The sequence below is a fragment of the Streptosporangium sp. NPDC020072 genome, assembly GCF_040631445.1.
GTDB lineage: Bacteria > Actinomycetota > Actinomycetes > Streptosporangiales > Streptosporangiaceae > Streptosporangium.
The window spans coordinates 1-16,141 of the sequence record NZ_JBEYAB010000010.1; the positions used below are offsets into that span (position 1 = coordinate 1).

Here is a 16,141-nt window from a genome sequence, read left to right on the forward strand (position 1 = left end):
CCGATCAGCGACCAGGGCCCCTGGCTGGGACTGCGGCCCTGGCGGATGGCCGCCGGAGTGCTCCTGGGCGCCGCCTGCGCGGTGAAGTGGTCGGGCATCTTCTACCTGGTCGCGTTCGTCGTCATGTCGCTGATCTGGGACGCCGGGGCCCGCAGGGCGGTCGGCCTGGGCAGGCCGTACAGCGGGGCGCTGGGCAAGGACCTGCCGACACTGCTCGGGGCGATGGGCCTGCTGCCCGCGCTGACCTATCTCGTCTCCTGGACCGGATGGTTCGTCTCGCCGCTCGGCTGGGGCCGCAACTGGGCGCAGGCCACCTCACAGGGACCGGTCTTCTTCGTCTTCGACTCCATCCGGTCGTGGCTCAACTACCACTTCCAGGTGCTGGGTTACCACACCGGCCTTTCGGCCTCCCACCCCTACCAGTCGGAGCCGTGGAGCTGGCCGTTGATGCTTCGCCCCGTGGCGTTCTTCTACGAGGGCTCGGACAACGTCTGCGGGGTCAAGACCTGCGCCTCGGCCATCCTCGGCGTCGGCACCCCGGTCATCTGGTACAGCGGGCTCGCCGCCCTGGTCGCCATGATCGTCTGGTACGTGTCGTCCCGGGACTGGCGGGCCGGGGCCGCCCTGCTCGGCTACGCCGCGGGCTGGCTGCCCTGGTTCTACTGGGCGCTGGCCGACCACCGCACCATGTTCAACTTCTACACGATCCCCATGGTGCCGTTCATGATCCTGGCCATCACCCTGGTCGCCGGGCTGATCATCGGCCCCGCGGACGCCACACCGAACCGCAGGGCCGTGGGAGCGGGCGTGGTCGGCCTCTTCGCCCTCCTCGCGATCATCAACTTCTGGTGGCTCTATCCGGTGCTGACCGCCGACGTCATTCCGCACGAGGAGTGGTGGCGCCGGATGCTCCTGCGGAGCTGGGTCTGAACCCGTGCCGCAGCGCGATCGCCGCCGCCAGGCACGCCAGCGGTACGGCGGGCAGCACGTAGCGGTAGTCGAACTCGGCCGTCGCGGCGGGCGCCAGGATAAGCCCGAAGGCGCCCAGCCACGGCAGCAGGACCGGACCGCCCAGGGTGCGCCAGCGCGCCACGACCCCGGCGAGGCCGATCAGCAGCAGCACGCCGACCACGATGCCGGGCAGCCTGACCGTCTGCTGGTAGCCCTGCATGAACCTCGCCCACGGGTCGTGGACCTCGGTGCCGATCACACTGGGCTTGCCGCGGATCTGGGCGGTCGGCAGGCTCGGGTCGTAGGTCTGGGCGTCACGGTCGCTGGTGCCCCTGTACGACGGCCAGGTGGGCAGCACCTTGCCCTCCGGCAGGAACTCGTACTGCCGGTAGGTGTTGGCGTCGGGGAACTGCGGCCGGTCCCAGCGGAAGGCGCGGAAGAAGTCTCCGGCCATGACGCCGAGATAGTCGAGCGGCTGGGCCAGGATCGCCCGCCTGGCGAACGCCCCCGCGGCCCGGTTGATGTCGGGGGTGAAGGTGGTGTTGGGCCCGAAGGCGTGGAACCGCTGCCCGGGCTGCGCCCACCACAGGTACTTCTGCCCGGAGAAGTGACGCTCGCTCGGCGGGGCGCTGATGCACAGCAGCGCCAGTTCGAGCTCCTTGCGCGGATCGACCCTCATCGTCCTGCAGTCGGCGAACAGCGCGGTCCGCATGTACAGGATCGCGCCGTCGCTGCTGGTCATCGCGAAGTTGCCGTACGTCGCGGCGAACCAGGCCATGTAACCGGCCACCGGAACGCCACAGGCCGTGACCATGGCCACGATCGGCTTCCAGCCGGTCCGCTTGACGAGCATGTAGACCGCGACCAGGGCCAGGATCGGCAGGCCGATCGACCTGGTCAGCGCGGTCAGCGCGAGCAGCAGGCCGACCACGGCCCCGACCTGCCAGGACATCTTCCTGTGCCAGAGCACCAACGTCACGACGCCCACGACCAGCAGCATGAACATGGCGTCCGACATGATCAGGTGTTCGAGCTGGATCTGGTAGGCGTCGAACAACACCGGCAGCGTGGCCAGCGTCGCCCCCCACCCCGGCAACCCGAACCTCCTGCGCAGCAGGACGTAGATCAGCAGCGCCACACCCAGGCCCATCAGGTGCTGGGTGAGGACCACCAGGGAGAAGCTGTGGAAGGGCCGCAGCAGGAGCAGCCAGAAGGAATAACCGTTCGGTCGCAGGGCACTGGGTCTGCCAGGATTGACCGCCCCCGAGACGTACTCGAAGGAGTCGTTGAACCACAGCGCCGGACCGTATCCCAGCATCGTGACCACACGCAGCGCGAACGCCAGCGCCACGGCCACGGCGAACAGCCGGTGGCGGCCGAGGAGGGCCAGCGCGCGCGAGAGCACACCCGCCGCGGGTGAGTCGAGGCGCGGCGCCTCGGTGACGGTCACCATGCATTACAGGATGCCAGCCGTTTGGTGGAGTTGACCCGCACAGTAGACGTTAGAGGGCATCATGATGAGGTTGGGCTGTGCCGTAACTGAGAGGTTGAGACGTGGAACTGACCGTGGTCATGCCTTGCTTGAACGAGGCGGAGACCGTGGAGACCTGCGTACGCAAGGCACTGGCCTGCATGCGGGAGCACGGGATAGACGGAGAGGTGCTGATCGCCGACAACGGCAGCACGGACGGCTCCCAGCAGCTCGCCCGTGACGCGGGCGCCCGCGTCGTGCACGTCGACGCCAAGGGGTACGGCAACGCCCTCATAGGGGGCATCAGGGCTGCCCGCGGCAAGTACGTCATCATGGGCGACGCCGACGACTCCTACGACTTCACCGCGCTGCTGCCGTTCGTCGAGCAACTGCGCGACGGGGCCGACCTGGTGATGGGCAACCGCTTCAAGGGCGGCATCGCCCCCGGCGCCATGCCCCCGCTGCACCGCTACCTCGGCAACCCGGTGCTGTCCTTCATCGGCAGGCTGTTCTTCCCCAGCGCCATCGGTGACTTCCACTGCGGCCTGCGCGGCTTCCGGCGCGACTCGATCCTCAGGCTCGGCCTGCAGACCGGCGGCATGGAGTTCGCCAGCGAGATGGTCGTGCGCTCGACCCTGTCCGGTCTCGACGTGCGCGAGGTGCCGACCACCCTGTCGCCCGACGGCCGTTCCCGCCCGCCGCACCTGCGCTCCTGGCGCGACGGCTGGCGCCACCTGCGCTTCCTGATGCTGTACAGCCCGCGCTGGCTGTTCTTCATCCCCGGCCTGATCCTGATGACCCTGGGCCTGGTCGCGGGCGCAGCCCTGAGCTTCGGGCCGATCTACATCGGCAAGCTCGGCTTCGACGTCGACACCCTGGTCGGCGCCTCGGCCGCCGTGGTGATCGGCTTCCAGGCGGTCCTGTTCGCCCTGTTCACCAAGGTCTACGCGGCCGAGGAGGGCTTCCTGCCCGAAGACAGGCGCGTGCGCAAGCTCGTCGACATCGTGACCCTGGAGAAGGGCCTGATCGCCGGAGGCCTGCTGGCCCTGGCCGGACTCTTCGGCCTGGGCGCCTCGCTGGTCCACTGGCAGACGCGCAGCTTCGGCCCGCTGATCCCGTCGGAGTCACTGCGCCTGGTCGTCCCCTCGGCGACCGCGCTGATCATGAGCTTCCAGACCATCTTCGCCGCCCTGTTCATCAGCATCCTGGGCATCCGCCGCTCCAAGGAGACGCCGATCGACGTGGCCGCCTCCGCGGCCGAGGAGGCCGCCCAAGCCGTCAGCCTGGACGGCGAGGAGCAGACGGTCCCCCGAGAGAGCACCAAGGCCTGAGCCCCTCCCGGGAGAGCGGCACGACCCGATCCCCGGGAGCGCACCAAGGCCTGAGTCGGCGTCCCTTAGGCTTGGCTACATGTCCCAGCACATCCTGACCGCGGTCGCTTGGCCGTACGCCAACGGCCCCCGCCACATCGGGCACGTCTCCGGATTCGGCGTGCCGTCCGACATCTTCAGCCGCTACCAGCGGATGGTGGGCAACAAGGTCCTCATGGTGAGCGGGACCGACGAGCACGGCACCCCGATCCAGGTCCAGGCGGACAAGGAGGGGCTGAGTGCCCGTCAGCTCGCCGACCGCTACAACCGGGTCATCGCCGAAGACCTCCAGGCGCTCGGCCTGTCCTACGACCTGTTCACCCGGACCACGACGGACAACCACTACGCCGTGGTCCAGGAGGTCTTCAAGGGGCTGCACGCCAACGGCTACGTCTTCCCCAAGACGACGATGGGCGCCATCTCCCCGTCGACCGGGCGCACCCTGCCCGACCGCTACATCGAGGGCACCTGCCCCATCTGCGGCTACGACGGCGCGCGTGGCGACCAGTGCGACAACTGCGGCAACCAGCTCGACCCGATCCAGCTGGTCAACCCGGTCAGCAGGATCAACGGCGAGAAGCCGGTCTTCGTCGAGACCGAGCACTTCATGCTCGACCTGCCCGCCTTCGCCGAGGTGCTCGCCACCTGGCTGCAGTCCAAGCAGGGCGACTGGCGGCCCAACGTGCTGAAGTTCGCCCTCAACCTGCTGGGCGACCTGCAGCCCCGGGCGATCACCCGTGACCTCGACTGGGGCGTGCCGATCCCGCTCGACGGCTGGAGCGACCAGGCGAACAAGCGGCTCTACGTCTGGTTCGACGCCGTCATCGGCTATCTCAGCGCCTCCATCGAGTGGGCCCGCCGCTCCGGCGACCCCGAGGCCTGGCGGCAGTGGTGGCAGAACCCCGACGCCCGTGGTTACTACTTCATGGGCAAGGACAACATCGTCTTCCACGCCGAGATCTGGCCGGCGCTGCTGCTCGGCTACAACGGCCAGGGCGCCAGGAACGGCACGCCGGGGGCGCTCGGCGCGCTGGACCTGCCCTCGGAGGTCGTCTCCAGCGAGTTCCTGACCATGGAGGGGCGCAAGTTCTCCTCCTCCCGTCAGGTCGTCATCTACGTCCGTGACTTCCTGGCCCGCTACGACGCCGACGCGCTGCGCTACTACATCGCGGTCGCCGGTCCGGAGAACCAGGACACCGACTTCACCTGGTCGGAGTTCCTCAACCGCAACAACGGCGAACTGGTCGCGGCCTGGGGCAACCTGGTCAACCGGTCGATCTCGATGGCCGCCAAGAACTTCGGCGCCATCCCCGAGGCGGGCGACCTCACCGACGCCGACCGCGCCATGCTCGAACGCAGCCGGGCCGCCTTCCCCAGGGTCGGTGCCGAGCTCGGGCGCTCCCGCTTCAAGAACGCCACGAACGAGGCGTTCGACGTCATCCGTGAGGCCAACAAGTACCTCGCGGACCAGGAGCCGTGGAAGATCAAGGACGACCCCGAGCGGGTCAAGTCGATCCTGCACGTGGCCCTGCAGGTCGTCGACGACGCCAAGACGCTGCTGACCCCGATCCTGCCCTCCTCCTCCAACAAGATCCACGAGATGCTCGGCGGGACCGGCGTCTGGTCGGGGATGCCGGAGATCAGGGAGGTCGAGGAGAACGGCAGGCCGTACCCCATCATCACCGGCGACTACGACGGCCAGGCGCGCTGGGAGCACACCCCGATCCGGCCCGGGGTCCCGCTCGCGCCGCCGACCAGGCTCTTCACCAAGCTCGACCCGAAGATCGTCGATGAGGAGCTCGCCCGGTTGGGGTGACGTGGCAGGCTCGATAGGTTGGGGCGGGTGAGCACGACGAAGCTTCCCGTCCCTCCCGAGCCCCTGGCCGCGGAGGTGTTCGACAGCCACTGCCACCTCGACATCATGGTGGGCAACCGTCAGGCGTCCTCGGGTGACCCCGTCGCCCAGGCGGCGCAGGCGGCTCAGGCGAGCGTCGAGAGCATCCTCGACCAGGCCCGTTCCGTCGGGGTGACCCGGCTGGTCACGATCGGCTACGACCTGCCCTCCTCCCGGTGGAACGCGGAGGTGGCCGAACTGCACCCCGACGTCTACGCGGGGGTCGCGATCCACCCGAACGAGGCGCACGCCTCGACGCCCGAGGTGCTCGCCGAGATCGAGGCGCTGGCCCGGCTGCCGCACGTCAGGGCGGTAGGGGAGACGGGCCTCGACTACTACCGCGACTGGGCGTCGAAGGACGACCAGCACGCCAGCTTCAGGGCGCACATCGAGATCGCCAAACGGACCGGCAAGGCCCTGGTGATCCACGACCGGGAGGCCCACGACGACGTGCTGGACGTCCTGGCCGACCAGGGGGCGCCGGACGTCGTGGTCTTCCACAGCTTCTCCGGTGACGCCGAGATGGCCGCCAGGTGCGTCCAGGCGGGCTATCACATGTCCTTCTCCGGCCCGGTCACCTACAAGAACGCGGGCTATCTCCGGGAGGCCGTCGCGCTCGCGCCCGTGGAGCTGATGCTGGTGGAGACCGACGCGCCCTACCTTCCGCCGACGCCGCACCGGGGCAAGCCGAACGCCCCCTATCTCATCCCCCTCACGCTGCGCTGCCTCGCCGAGGTCAAGGGGATCGACCCGGGCGAGCTGGCCACGGCCATCAGCGCCAACGGGGAGGCCGTCTTCGGCACCTGGTGAACACCGCCAGAACACCGCCAGAACACTGTCAGAGCACCGCCAGAACACAACCAGGCCACACGACGCCCCGCCACAACGGCTTTCGGCCCACAGCGCCGCTCGGCCCACGGTGTCCGGGGCACGGCGGCTTCACCTCGTCTTCAGCCCACAGAGGCTCAGCCCACCGAGGCGCCGAACTCCGCAGGCTCCCCGTCGTCCCGGGCGGGGGGCAGCGGGGTTCCCACGGTGTCGTTGCGGCCGAGGACCGTCACCGCCCCGGAGCCGTCGCGGTCCGGAGCGCCGGCCACGAGGCGGTTGCCGCCGAACCCGACCGCCCAGCCGAACCGGTCTCCCGCCTTCCCCCGCTCGACCACCCGGGCCGCGGACGGATCTCGCACCGGGACCACCACGACCCGGCCGCGTCCGCCGGGACCGCCGAACGGGGCGCCGACCGCCAGCCGGGCGCCGCCCTCCCCGGTGAGGGCGAGCGAGAAGCCGTATCCGTCGCCCGTGGCGCCTCGGGAGCCCTGGTCGAGGGTGGCCAGCGGGGTGATCTCCGCTGCCGCCGAGGAGCGGAAGAGCCGCACCAGCCCAGAGTCGCGTACCCCACCGCCGTCGCCGAGCGGCGCCCCGACCGCGAGGTAGCCCGCCTCCCCCTCCTCCGCGTAGGCCATGGAGTAACCGAACCGGTCGCCGGCGTGGGTCTCCACGATCCGGCGCAGGTCCCACTTCCTGCTGGTGTAGGCGTCCCTCGCGCCGGACACGTCGTAGATCACGGCGATCGAGCCCGCGTCCGCGGCGCCCCCGCTCTCCTGTCGTCCCGTTCCGTCGTCGTTGTCGTACGGCGCGCCGACCGCGAGGTCTGCCGCGTCCCGTCGGCCGCCCATCCTGCCGACGGCCACCGACCAGCCGAACATGTCGCCGGGTTCACCGCTGCCCGGCACCCCCGGCGTGTCCTGGGAGATCCGCCGCCCCTCACCGAACCCCGCCCCCACGTCGAACAGGTGGACCGCGCCGGAGTCCTCGACCCCGTCGGCGTCCTCGTGCGGGGCTCCGACGGCGAGCGTGCCCCGCCCCACGGCCAGCGACCAGCCGAAGTGGGCGCCCGCCTCGGGAGAGGAGGGGAGCAGGCGCACCGGAGGGCGGGAGGCCGTGCCGTACACGATGTAGACGGCACCCGCGTCCGGCCGCCCCGCCACGTCCGTGTACGGCGCGCCGACCACCAGGTCCGCGCAGCGGTCGCCGTCGAGGTCGGCCAGCCGTACCGACCAGCCGAACCCGTCGCCCACCGCGGGCGCGGGGGCGCGCACGACCCTTGCCTCGTCGCCCCTGCCGGACAGGACGTGTACGGCTCCCGCCCCGGTCACCCCTCCCGGGGAGGCGAACGGGTCGCCGACGGCGGTGTCCCCGCCACAGCCCGCGGGCGACGGGGATGACGACGGCGACGACGGCACAGCCACGAGGGCGAACAGCAGCGCGAACGGCACGGCGGCCTGCGGGAGGAACCTCACAGCCGCACCTCGATCCGCCGTCCGCCGTCGGTCACCTGGCCGCTCAGCCGGGCCGGTCGCCGTTCGGGAGGCAGGTCGTAGACCAGGACCCGGTCCAGCCTGCCCCCGGGGGCCAGCGTGTCCGTCAGGCCCGCCACGGGCGCCTCGGGGGTGTGGGGCGTCCCCGCGTCGTCGAGCAGGGTGAACGGGTCACGACTGAGGGGGACGCGTTCGCCGCCCGGGTTGAGCAGGGTGAGCGTGACCACGCACAACCTGCCGCGCGCCGTCGTGCCCTCGTAGGAGGTCAGGCCGCAGCGTGGAGCCCGTGGCACGATCAGCTGCGGATCTCCGACCGGAGAGCCGATCGGGATCCGCCTGCCCACGTCGGTCGGACCGCCGCCCGAGGAGGTTCCGCCTCCTGTGCCGCCAGGGCTCCCGAGGACGTGGGCCAGCACCGCGACGGTGACCGCGAGCGCGGCGGCCACCACGAGTCCCACCATGATTGATTTCCTCCGCCGGGACCGGGCCGCGGGGGGCGCCCCGGGGGCGCCGAGGCCACCGAGGACCTGGGTGGTGTCCGGTTCCACGTTGGCCGGAGGCCGCCACGTGTCACCGAGCACGTCGACGACCGGCGCCGGCTGGTCCGCAGTCAGGGGACCCGCGGGGGCCGGGGCGCCGCCGACCAGCGCGATCAGCAGGTCCTGCGCGGTCGGGCGCGCTCCGGGGTCCATCGCGGTCGCCCTGCGGACCAGGTCGTCGAGCGGGGCGGGAAGCGAGCCCAGGTCGGGTGGGGTGTTCAGCAGCCGCGTCGCCATGGTGATCATGTCGCCCCGGCCGTACGGGTGGCGGCCGTTGCCCGCGTAGGCGATCAGGCACCCCCAGGCGAAGACGTCGGCGGCCGGGGTGATCTCAAGCCCCTTCACCTGCTCCGGCGCCCACCACCCCGGGCTGCCGAGCACCTCGCCGGAACGGGTGAAACCACGGGTGGAGTCCAGCGCCCTGGCGACGCCGAAGTCGATCACACGCGGCCCGGACAGGGACAGGATCACGTTGGCGGGCTTGAGGTCGCGGTGGACCAGCCCGGCGACGTGGATCGCCGCCAGGGCGGCGGCCACCCCGAGGGCCACACCGTGCAGCTGGGCGGGGTCGAGCGCGCCGTACACGCTGATCTGGCGTGACAGGGGAGTGCCCGGAATGTACTCGGTGACCATGTACGGCCTGCCGTCGTCGGCGTTGCCGTCGCCGAGCACCTGGGCGGTGCAGAACGAGGCGACCCGCCGGGCGTTGCGCACCTCCGCGTGGAACCGTTCGGCGAAGCCGTCCTCGACGGCGACCTCGGGCTTGATCACCTTCACCGCGACCAGGCGTCCCTGCGCGTTCCGTGCCAGGTAGACGGTGCCCATGCCGCCCTCGCCGAGGCGCCCGAGAAGCCGATGCTCCCCGATCCATCCGGGGTCGCCGGGACGTAACCCCTCGACGCCGGGCCGGTTGGCATCCATCACGGGGGCAATCCTTCCATCGCCGACGAACCCCCGTACGGATCACGTTATCCGGAAGACCGGGCGTCCTCACCGGGGGATTCCATGCGCGACACTTGTCGGATGACGTGGGGAGCATGCGGTGAGTGAGGGGCGGCGATGAGCCTTCTCGGCCCGGTCGAGATACGTGAGCTGGCGGAGCGGCTCGGCGTCCGCCCGACCAAGAAGCTCGGCCAGAACTTCGTGATCGACGCCGGTACGGTGCGCAGGATCGTCCGGGTGGCCGATCTGCGCCCCGACGACGTGGTCATCGAGGTCGGGCCCGGCCTCGGGTCGCTCACCCTCGCGTTGCTCCCCGAGGTACGCGGCGTCGTGGCGGTCGAGATCGACCCGGTCCTGGCCGAACAGCTCCCGCTGACCGTCGCCGGGCACGCCCCCGAACTCGCCGACCGCCTGACCGTGGTGCTCGCGGACGCCATGCGGGTGCTGCCCGAGGAACTGCCCGAGGACAGGCCGACCGCCCTGGTCGCCAACCTCCCCTACAACGTGTCGGTCCCGGTGGTGCTGCACCTGCTGGAGACGCTGCCGTCCCTGCGTGCCGTCCTGGTCATGGTCCAGTCCGAGGTGGCCGACCGGCTGGCCGCGGCGCCGGGTTCGAAGGTCTACGGCATCCCCTCGCTCAAGGCGGCCTGGTACGCCGACGTCCGCAGAGCCGGTCCCGTCGGCAGGACGGTCTTCTGGCCGGTGCCCAACGTGGACTCCGGGCTCGTCGCGATGACCCGCAGGCGGCCCCCGGAGACCACCGCCTCGCGCGAGGAGGTCTTCGCGGTGGTGGACGCCGCCTTCGCCCAGCGCCGCAAGACCCTGCGCGCCGCCCTCGCCTCCTGGGCCGGTACGGCCGCCGCCGCGGAGCAGGCGCTGCGCGCCGCCGGGGTCGATCCCACACTCCGTGGCGAGCAGCTGTCCATCGAGGACTTCGCACGAATCGCTGAAAAGCGCACATGAGCTGATTTGTCGGGGAGCTTTGCGAGGACGTGTGCGGGGACCCCGTTACGATCGGGGACCGTGACGAGCGATGAGAGGGACGCATGAACTCGGTGACCGTCCGGGTGCCCGCCAAGGTCAACCTGCGGCTCGCGGTCGGGCCGCTCCGCGACGACGGCTTCCACGACCTGGTGAACGTCTTCCACGCCGTGTCGATCTTCGACGAGGTGACGGCCGTCGCGGAGACCGGGATGCGGGTCCGCGTCGAGGGCGAGTCGGCGAGCGAGGTGCCGCAGGACGCCGACAACCTGGCCATCCGGGCCGCCCTTGCGCTCGCCGGGCACGCAGGCAGGTCCTACGGCGTCAGTCTCGTCATCCGCAAGGCGATCCCGGTCGCGGGCGGCATGGCCGGCGGCAGCGCCGACGCGGCCGCGGCCCTGGTCGCCTGCAACGAACTGTGGGGCCTCGGCCTGCCGGTCGAGGACCTGATGGAGATCGCCGCCGACCTCGGCAGCGACGTGCCCTTCGCCCTGCTTGGCGGTACGGCCGTCGGCACCGGCAGGGGGGAGCGGCTGACCTCCCTTGAGGCGGATGGCACGTTCCACTGGGTTTTCGCCCTGGCCGACGGCGGCCTGTCCACGGCGAGGGTCTACGCCGAGTGCGACCGCCTGCGCGCCGAGAGCGGTGACCCGGTCGGCCCGCCCCGGGCGTCACAGCCCCTGCTGGCCGCGCTGCGCGCCGGAGACGCCAAGGCCCTGGGCGCCGAACTGGCCAACGACCTGCAGCCCGCCGCCGTGTCCCTGCGCCCCAGCCTGGCCAGGACCCTGGACGCGGGCCGCGAACACGGAGCCCTGGGCGCCCTGGTCTCCGGTTCGGGCCCCACCTGCGCCTTCCTGGCCGAGTCCGCCGACCACGCCGTCACCCTGGCCGCCCGCCTGCGGGCCGCCGGAGTGGCCAGGGACGTCCTGACCGCCCAGGGCCCCACCCCGGGCCCCACGGTCGTCTGAGGCCCGGGGAGCGCGTTAACCGGGAATCGCATCCCGCTGGTGCGGGCACAGGTTGACGATGGCGAGCTTCGCTATGTACGCGGACGTCTCCGGGTCGAACCCGCTGGTCCCGAGGTGCGCGGCTGCGGCGAAACCCTTTCCCTCCTCCAGCGCCGCGCACATGTTCCGGCCGAGCCATCCCAGTTTGTAGGGGTCGGCGTCCCTCAGCGCCTTCCGCTGCCTCACCGCCGCCGTGAACGCCGCTTCGAGTGCCGACGCCGACGGGTCGGGTGCCGCCGTCGGCTCCATGCTCGGCGTGCTCGGCCCGGTGTCCTCCTCGACCGGGGGCGGTGTCCTCATGGGCGTCGGCGTCGAGGCCACCGGTTCCGCCACGGGTGTCCCGGCGCCGCCGTCGGGCGGGGCTGCCAGGCCGCCCAACAGCCTGAGCATGCCTATCACCGCGACGGCCGCGATGACCACGAAGACGGCGATGCTCCTGCGACTCCGCCGCGGCGGCGGCGATTCCGGCCGCCGACCGGGTGGCGGGCCCGTGGGGGAAGGCTGCTCAGGAGGACGCATCCGCGCACCATATGCCACATATTCACCGATTGATCAGCAAACAACCAATACGAACACCCAAAAACGATCATCAGAGGAGTCCCAAACCCCACCCCGCCCCACTCCCTTGTTCCCAGCCCCTCCAGGCGGCCCCGATCCCCGGCAAGACAGCGCGACAACTCGGCCAAGGTGCCGCCCTCCCCAGTCCGACTCACAACCATCGGCGCCGGCCATGAAGGGTTAGATCTCGGCCTTACCGATGCCGTGCGTGAGGAGTGTCCGGCTTGGGCGCGTCGGTGTCTGGACTGAGGAGCGAAGGAGCGAAGCGGATGAGCGACGAGGGAAGACACCGACTCGAAAGCGCCCAAGCCCGCGACGCCGCTAGGCGGAGCAAAGAGACAGGGCTTGGGTGCGCCGACGCTTGGACTGAGGAGCGAAGGAGCGCAGCGACGGAGTGACGAGGGAAAGCGCCGACTCGAAAGCGCCCAAGCCCCGCGGCGCCGAAGGCGCCGCAAAGCAGCACACCTTGTGCTTTCCCGGCGCCAAGCGTGTGGAGTTTCGGTTCGGGCGCGCCGACGCTTGGACTGAGGAGTGAGGGAGCGAAGCGGACGAACGACGAGGGAAAGCGTTGGCTCAAGGCGCCCGAACCCGCGACGCCGCCAGGCGGAGCAAAGAGACAGGGCTTGGGTGCGTCGGTGCTTGGACTGAGGAGTGAGGGAGCGCAGCGACGGAGTGACGAGGGAAAGCGCCGACTCGAAAGCGCCCAAGCCCCGCGGCGCCGAAGGCGCCGCCATCAACGCAGTAACCTTATGAAACGATGAATCTGGTCAATCTTGAGTCGGTTTCCCACTCCTACGGTCCCAAGCCTCTGCTGAGGGATGTCTCCCTGGGCATCGAGGCCGGTGACCGTGTCGGGGTGGTCGGCCGCAACGGTGGTGGTAAGACCACGCTCATCTCGGTGATCGCGGGTGCCCTCACGCCGAACGCGGGACGGGTCACCCACAACCGGGGTCTGCACGTGGGGGTTCTGTCCCAGGGCGACGACCTCGACCCGGCGCTGTCGGTGCAGGAGATCGTCGTCGGCGGCAGGCCCGAGCACGAGTGGGCCGGTGACGCGGGCATCCGCGAGATCATGGCCAGCCTGCTCGGCGACATCGACCTCACCGCGCTGGCCGGGACCCTGTCAGGTGGTGAGCGGCGCCGTACGGCGTTGGCGAGGCTGCTGGTCGGCGAGCACGATCTGATCATTCTGGACGAGCCGACCAACCACCTGGACATCGAGGCCATCGACTGGCTGGCCAGGCACCTGTCCGCGCGCCGTACGGCGTTGCTGGTGGTCACCCACGACCGGTGGTTCCTGGACGCGGTCTCCACCAGGACCTGGGAGGTGGTCGACGGCACGGTCGAGCGTTACGAGGGCGGGTACGCCGCCTACGTGCTGGCCAAGGCGGAACGGGCCCGGGTGGCCGCCGCCTCGGAGGCCCGTCGGCAGAACCTGATGCGCAAGGAGATCGCCTGGCTGCGCCGGGGCCCGCCCGCGCGTACCTCGAAGCCGAAGTTCCGCATCGAGGCGGCCCAGGCGCTGATCGCGGACGAGCCGCCGCCCAGGGAGAGCGTCGAGCTGGTGAAGTTCGCCGCCGCCAGGCTGGGCCGTACGGTCTATGACCTTGAGGACGTCACGCTGCACGCGGGCGGTCCCGGGGCGGGGCCGTTGGTTCTGGAGCACGCGACCTGGCAGTTCGGCCCCGGTGACCGGGTCGGCCTGATCGGGGTCAACGGTTCGGGCAAGTCCTCGCTGCTGCGGCTGCTGGCCGACACGGTGCGACCTGATTCCGGCAAGGTCGTGCGGGGCAAGACCGTCCGGCTGGCTCATCTGTCGCAGGAACTGGCCGAGCTGGACCCCACACGGCGGGTGCTGGAGACCGTCGAGGAGATCCGCAAGTTCATCCAGGTCGGCAAGAAGGAGTGGACCGCCTCCCAGCTGCTTGAGCGCCTCGGTTTCCGGGGTGAGGCGCAGTGGAAGGTGGTCGGTGACCTGTCGGGTGGCGAGCGGCGCCGCCTGCAGTTGCTGCGGCTGCTGATGGACGACCCCAACGTGCTGCTGCTGGACGAGCCGACCAACGACCTCGACATCGAGACGCTGAACGAGCTTGAGGACCTGCTCGACGGCTGGCCGGGCACGTTGATCGTGGTCAGCCACGACCGCTACTTCCTGGAGCGGGTCTCGGACAGGACGGTCGCGCTGCTGGGCGACGGCAGGCTGTCGATGCTGCCCGGCGGTGTCGACGAGTATCTCGAACGGCGTGCCTCCGGCGGGGCGCTGTCGGCCAGGGCCGCGGCTTCGACGGACGTCCGTGCCACGCCGCAGCCGACGGAGACCACCGGCCTGTCGGCGAAGGAGGAGCGGGAGCTGCGCAAGGAGCTCTCGCGTCTTGAGCGTCAGCTCGACAAGCTGGGCACCCGCGAGGAGAAGCTGCACGCCTCCATGGCGGACGCCGCCGCCGACTACGGCAGGCTGGCCTCCCTCGACGCCGAGCTCAAGGAGGTCCTCGCGGAGAAGGAGGCCGTGGAGACCGAGTGGCTGGAGCTGGCCGACCGCCTGGGCGAGTGAAAGTCAGAGGTTTGTCCCCTGACGTGAGGGCAGTGGGGTCAGTGCGCTCCGGTGTCGGTCGCGTCAAAAGGGACGAGTAGCGTGCGCAGCAGGCCCGCGAGGGCCTGCTGTTCATGCTTTCCGAGGCCTGCCAGTAAGTCGCGTTCGCGGCGGAGCAGGTCGGCGAAGGCGTTGTCGACCCGGACCCGTCCGGCGTCGGTCAGGGAGACCAGCACCCCTCGCCTGTCCTCGGGGTCGGGGCGGCGCCGTACCAGACCGGCGGCGGCGAGCCTGTCGATCCGGTTCGTCATGGTTCCCGAGGTGACCAGGGTGGCCCTGAGCAGCGCGCCGGGGCTCAGCTCGTACGGCTCGCCCGCCCGGCGCAGCGCGGTGAGGACGTCGAACTCCCAGTTCTCCAGGCCGTGTTCGGCGAAGGCCGCCCGGCGGGCGCGGTCCAGGTGGCGGGCCAGCCGGGAGACCCGGCTCAGCACCTGGAGGGGCTCGACGTCGAGGTCGGGGCGTTCCTGGCGCCAGGCGGTGACCAGCCGGTCCACCTCGTCGCGGGGCCGGTCGAGGTCGCGGCCGGAGCGGTGCACGGTCATGCGGTGAGTCTATCTGTCTTGACATCGAGATAAATAACCCGTTATGAGTTGTCTTGATGTCAAGAGATATATGGAACCCACGGGTCTACGGCCGGTACGCCGACGAGCGGTCGCGGCCCTTCTTCGACCTGGTCGCGAGGATAGCGGCGCGGAGTCCGCGCCGGGTGGTGGACGCGGGATGTGGCACCGGCGAGTTGACCGCCACGCTGGCCGAACGCTGGCCCGAGGCCGAGGTGCACGGGTTCGACTCCTCGCCCGCGATGCTCGCCGGGGCCCCGGCGACGGGTGGGCTGAGCTTCTCCGTCGAGGACGTCACCCGGTGGCGTCCCCGCGAACCGGTCGACGTGATCGTGTCGAACGCCGTCCTGCAGTGGGTTCCCGGCCACCGTGACCTGCTGCCGCGCTGGGTGGAGGCGCTCGCGCCGGGGGGCTGGCTCGCCTTCCAGGTCCCCGGCAACTTCGGCGCGCCCAGCCACGCGCTGGTGCACGAGCTGTGCCGTACGACCTGGCGTGATCGGCTCGCCGACCTGGTCAGGCCGACTCCGGTCGGTGAGCCCGCCGAGTATCACGACCTGCTGGCCGGGGCAGGCTGCCGGGTTGACGCCTGGGAGACCACCTACCTGCACGTTCTCACCGGTGAGGAGACCGTGCTCGGATGGATCACCGGCAGTTTCCTGCGTCTCATGCTCGACCGGCTGTCCCCCGAGGAGGCCGACGACTTCCTGCACGACTGCTCCGACGTGCTCGCGCGGGCCTACCCCCGCGGTCCGCATGGCACCCTGTTCCCCTTCCGGCGGATTTTCGTGGTGGCCCAAAAGATGACCGAAAAATGAACAAACCCTTAACGAAAGGCGTTGTCCGGACAGGGTGGGGTCTGTACCCGATGGGTAATTGCAGGTCGATCGTCCGGAGTTGTGGACGAATGGTGGGACGTCAATAAATACTGCAGGGACTGAGAGAGATATCTGGGCACACCAG

12 protein-coding genes and 1 pseudogene are annotated in these 16,141 nt (G+C 70.6%); 8 read left to right on the forward strand and 5 right to left on the reverse strand.

Going from position 1 to position 16,141, the window contains the following annotated elements:
• A pseudogene (locus ABZ470_RS24045) lies at nucleotides 1-930 on the forward strand (phospholipid carrier-dependent glycosyltransferase); the annotation flags it as partial.
• Here ABZ470_RS24045 and ABZ470_RS24050 read toward each other — a convergent pair.
• Nucleotides 878-2,404 carry a hypothetical protein gene (locus ABZ470_RS24050; RefSeq protein WP_362776839.1) on the reverse strand — a complete coding sequence of 509 codons (1,527 nt, stop codon included), beginning with the start codon at nucleotides 2,402-2,404 and terminating at the stop codon, nucleotides 878-880. The pseudogene ABZ470_RS24045 and the gene ABZ470_RS24050 overlap by 53 nt on opposite strands.
• A 101-nt stretch (nucleotides 2,405-2,505) precedes the next feature.
• On the opposite strand from ABZ470_RS24050, the gene ABZ470_RS24055 reads away from it, so the two are divergent.
• The 3 genes from ABZ470_RS24055 (at nucleotide 2,506) to ABZ470_RS24065 (ending at nucleotide 6,496) form a co-directional block, all read left to right on the forward strand.
• Nucleotides 2,506-3,753, forward strand: a complete 1,248-nt coding sequence (locus tag ABZ470_RS24055; RefSeq protein ID WP_352013933.1) for a glycosyltransferase — start codon at nucleotides 2,506-2,508, stop codon at nucleotides 3,751-3,753.
• 79 nt (nucleotides 3,754-3,832) lie between these two features.
• Complete coding sequence (metG, locus tag ABZ470_RS24060) at nucleotides 3,833-5,608, forward strand: methionine--tRNA ligase (RefSeq protein WP_352013932.1); 1,776 nt, start codon at nucleotides 3,833-3,835, stop codon at nucleotides 5,606-5,608.
• Between the two features lie 27 nt (nucleotides 5,609-5,635).
• Complete coding sequence (locus ABZ470_RS24065) at nucleotides 5,636-6,496, forward strand: TatD family hydrolase (RefSeq protein WP_362913983.1); 861 nt, start codon at nucleotides 5,636-5,638, stop codon at nucleotides 6,494-6,496.
• A gap of 155 nt (nucleotides 6,497-6,651) precedes the next feature.
• Here the strand turns inward: ABZ470_RS24065 and ABZ470_RS24070 are convergent, their stop codons facing one another.
• Both ABZ470_RS24070 and ABZ470_RS24075 read right to left on the reverse strand, forming a co-directional pair.
• Complete coding sequence (locus ABZ470_RS24070) at nucleotides 6,652-7,986, reverse strand: hypothetical protein (RefSeq protein ID WP_362913985.1); 1,335 nt, start codon at nucleotides 7,984-7,986, stop codon at nucleotides 6,652-6,654.
• Entirely contained in the window at nucleotides 7,983-9,464 is a 1,482-nt protein-coding gene (locus tag ABZ470_RS24075; protein ID WP_362913987.1) for a serine/threonine-protein kinase, read from the reverse strand. Before ABZ470_RS24075 ends, ABZ470_RS24070 begins: the two co-directional genes overlap by 4 nt.
• A gap of 138 nt (nucleotides 9,465-9,602) precedes the next feature.
• Between ABZ470_RS24075 and rsmA the strand changes: the two genes are divergently transcribed.
• Together rsmA and ABZ470_RS24085 are read left to right on the forward strand one after the other, a co-directional pair.
• Nucleotides 9,603-10,448 carry a 16S rRNA (adenine(1518)-N(6)/adenine(1519)-N(6))-dimethyltransferase RsmA gene (gene rsmA / locus ABZ470_RS24080; RefSeq protein WP_352013928.1) on the forward strand — a complete coding sequence of 282 codons (846 nt, stop codon included), beginning with the start codon at nucleotides 9,603-9,605 and terminating at the stop codon, nucleotides 10,446-10,448.
• An 83-nt stretch (nucleotides 10,449-10,531) separates the two neighbouring features.
• Nucleotides 10,532-11,434 (forward strand): 4-(cytidine 5'-diphospho)-2-C-methyl-D-erythritol kinase, encoded by a 903-nt coding sequence (locus tag ABZ470_RS24085; RefSeq protein ID WP_362913989.1) that lies wholly within the window; start codon nucleotides 10,532-10,534, stop codon nucleotides 11,432-11,434.
• A 15-nt stretch (nucleotides 11,435-11,449) separates the two neighbouring features.
• On the opposite strand, the gene ABZ470_RS24090 is transcribed toward ABZ470_RS24085, so the two are convergent.
• Nucleotides 11,450-11,893 (reverse strand): DUF732 domain-containing protein, encoded by a 444-nt coding sequence (locus tag ABZ470_RS24090; RefSeq protein ID WP_362913991.1) that lies wholly within the window; start codon nucleotides 11,891-11,893, stop codon nucleotides 11,450-11,452.
• An 895-nt stretch (nucleotides 11,894-12,788) separates the two neighbouring features.
• On the opposite strand from ABZ470_RS24090, the gene ABZ470_RS24095 reads away from it, so the two are divergent.
• Entirely contained in the window at nucleotides 12,789-14,582 is a 1,794-nt protein-coding gene (locus ABZ470_RS24095; RefSeq protein ID WP_352013925.1) for an ABC-F family ATP-binding cassette domain-containing protein, read from the forward strand.
• A gap of 38 nt (nucleotides 14,583-14,620) precedes the next feature.
• Here ABZ470_RS24095 and ABZ470_RS24100 read toward each other — a convergent pair whose 3' ends face one another.
• The gene (locus ABZ470_RS24100; protein ID WP_352013924.1) at nucleotides 14,621-15,163 is read right to left on the reverse strand and encodes a MarR family winged helix-turn-helix transcriptional regulator; all 543 of its coding nucleotides are present in this window, start codon (nucleotides 15,161-15,163) and stop codon (nucleotides 14,621-14,623) included.
• 56 nt (nucleotides 15,164-15,219) lie between these two features.
• Here ABZ470_RS24100 and ABZ470_RS24105 point away from each other — a divergent pair, with 56 nt between their 5' ends.
• Nucleotides 15,220-15,996 (forward strand): trans-aconitate 2-methyltransferase, encoded by a 777-nt coding sequence (locus ABZ470_RS24105; RefSeq protein WP_362913994.1) that lies wholly within the window; start codon nucleotides 15,220-15,222, stop codon nucleotides 15,994-15,996.
• Nucleotides 15,997-16,141: the final 145 nt, after the last annotated feature.

Coding starts and splice junctions, on each gene's coding strand:
- ABZ470_RS24050 (WP_362776839.1), bottom strand. CDS start 2,404: ATGGTGACCGTCACCGAGGCGCCGCGCCTCGACTCACCCGCGGCGGGT.
- metG (WP_352013932.1), top strand. CDS start 3,833: ATGTCCCAGCACATCCTGACCGCGGTCGCTTGGCCGTACGCCAACGGC.
- ABZ470_RS24075 (WP_362913987.1), bottom strand. CDS start 9,464: ATGGATGCCAACCGGCCCGGCGTCGAGGGGTTACGTCCCGGCGACCCC.
- rsmA (WP_352013928.1), top strand. CDS start 9,603: ATGAGCCTTCTCGGCCCGGTCGAGATACGTGAGCTGGCGGAGCGGCTC.
- ABZ470_RS24085 (WP_362913989.1), top strand. CDS start 10,532: ATGAACTCGGTGACCGTCCGGGTGCCCGCCAAGGTCAACCTGCGGCTC.
- ABZ470_RS24095 (WP_352013925.1), top strand. CDS start 12,789: ATGAATCTGGTCAATCTTGAGTCGGTTTCCCACTCCTACGGTCCCAAG.
- ABZ470_RS24100 (WP_352013924.1), bottom strand. CDS start 15,163: ATGACCGTGCACCGCTCCGGCCGCGACCTCGACCGGCCCCGCGACGAG.
- ABZ470_RS24105 (WP_362913994.1), top strand. CDS start 15,220: ATGTCAAGAGATATATGGAACCCACGGGTCTACGGCCGGTACGCCGAC.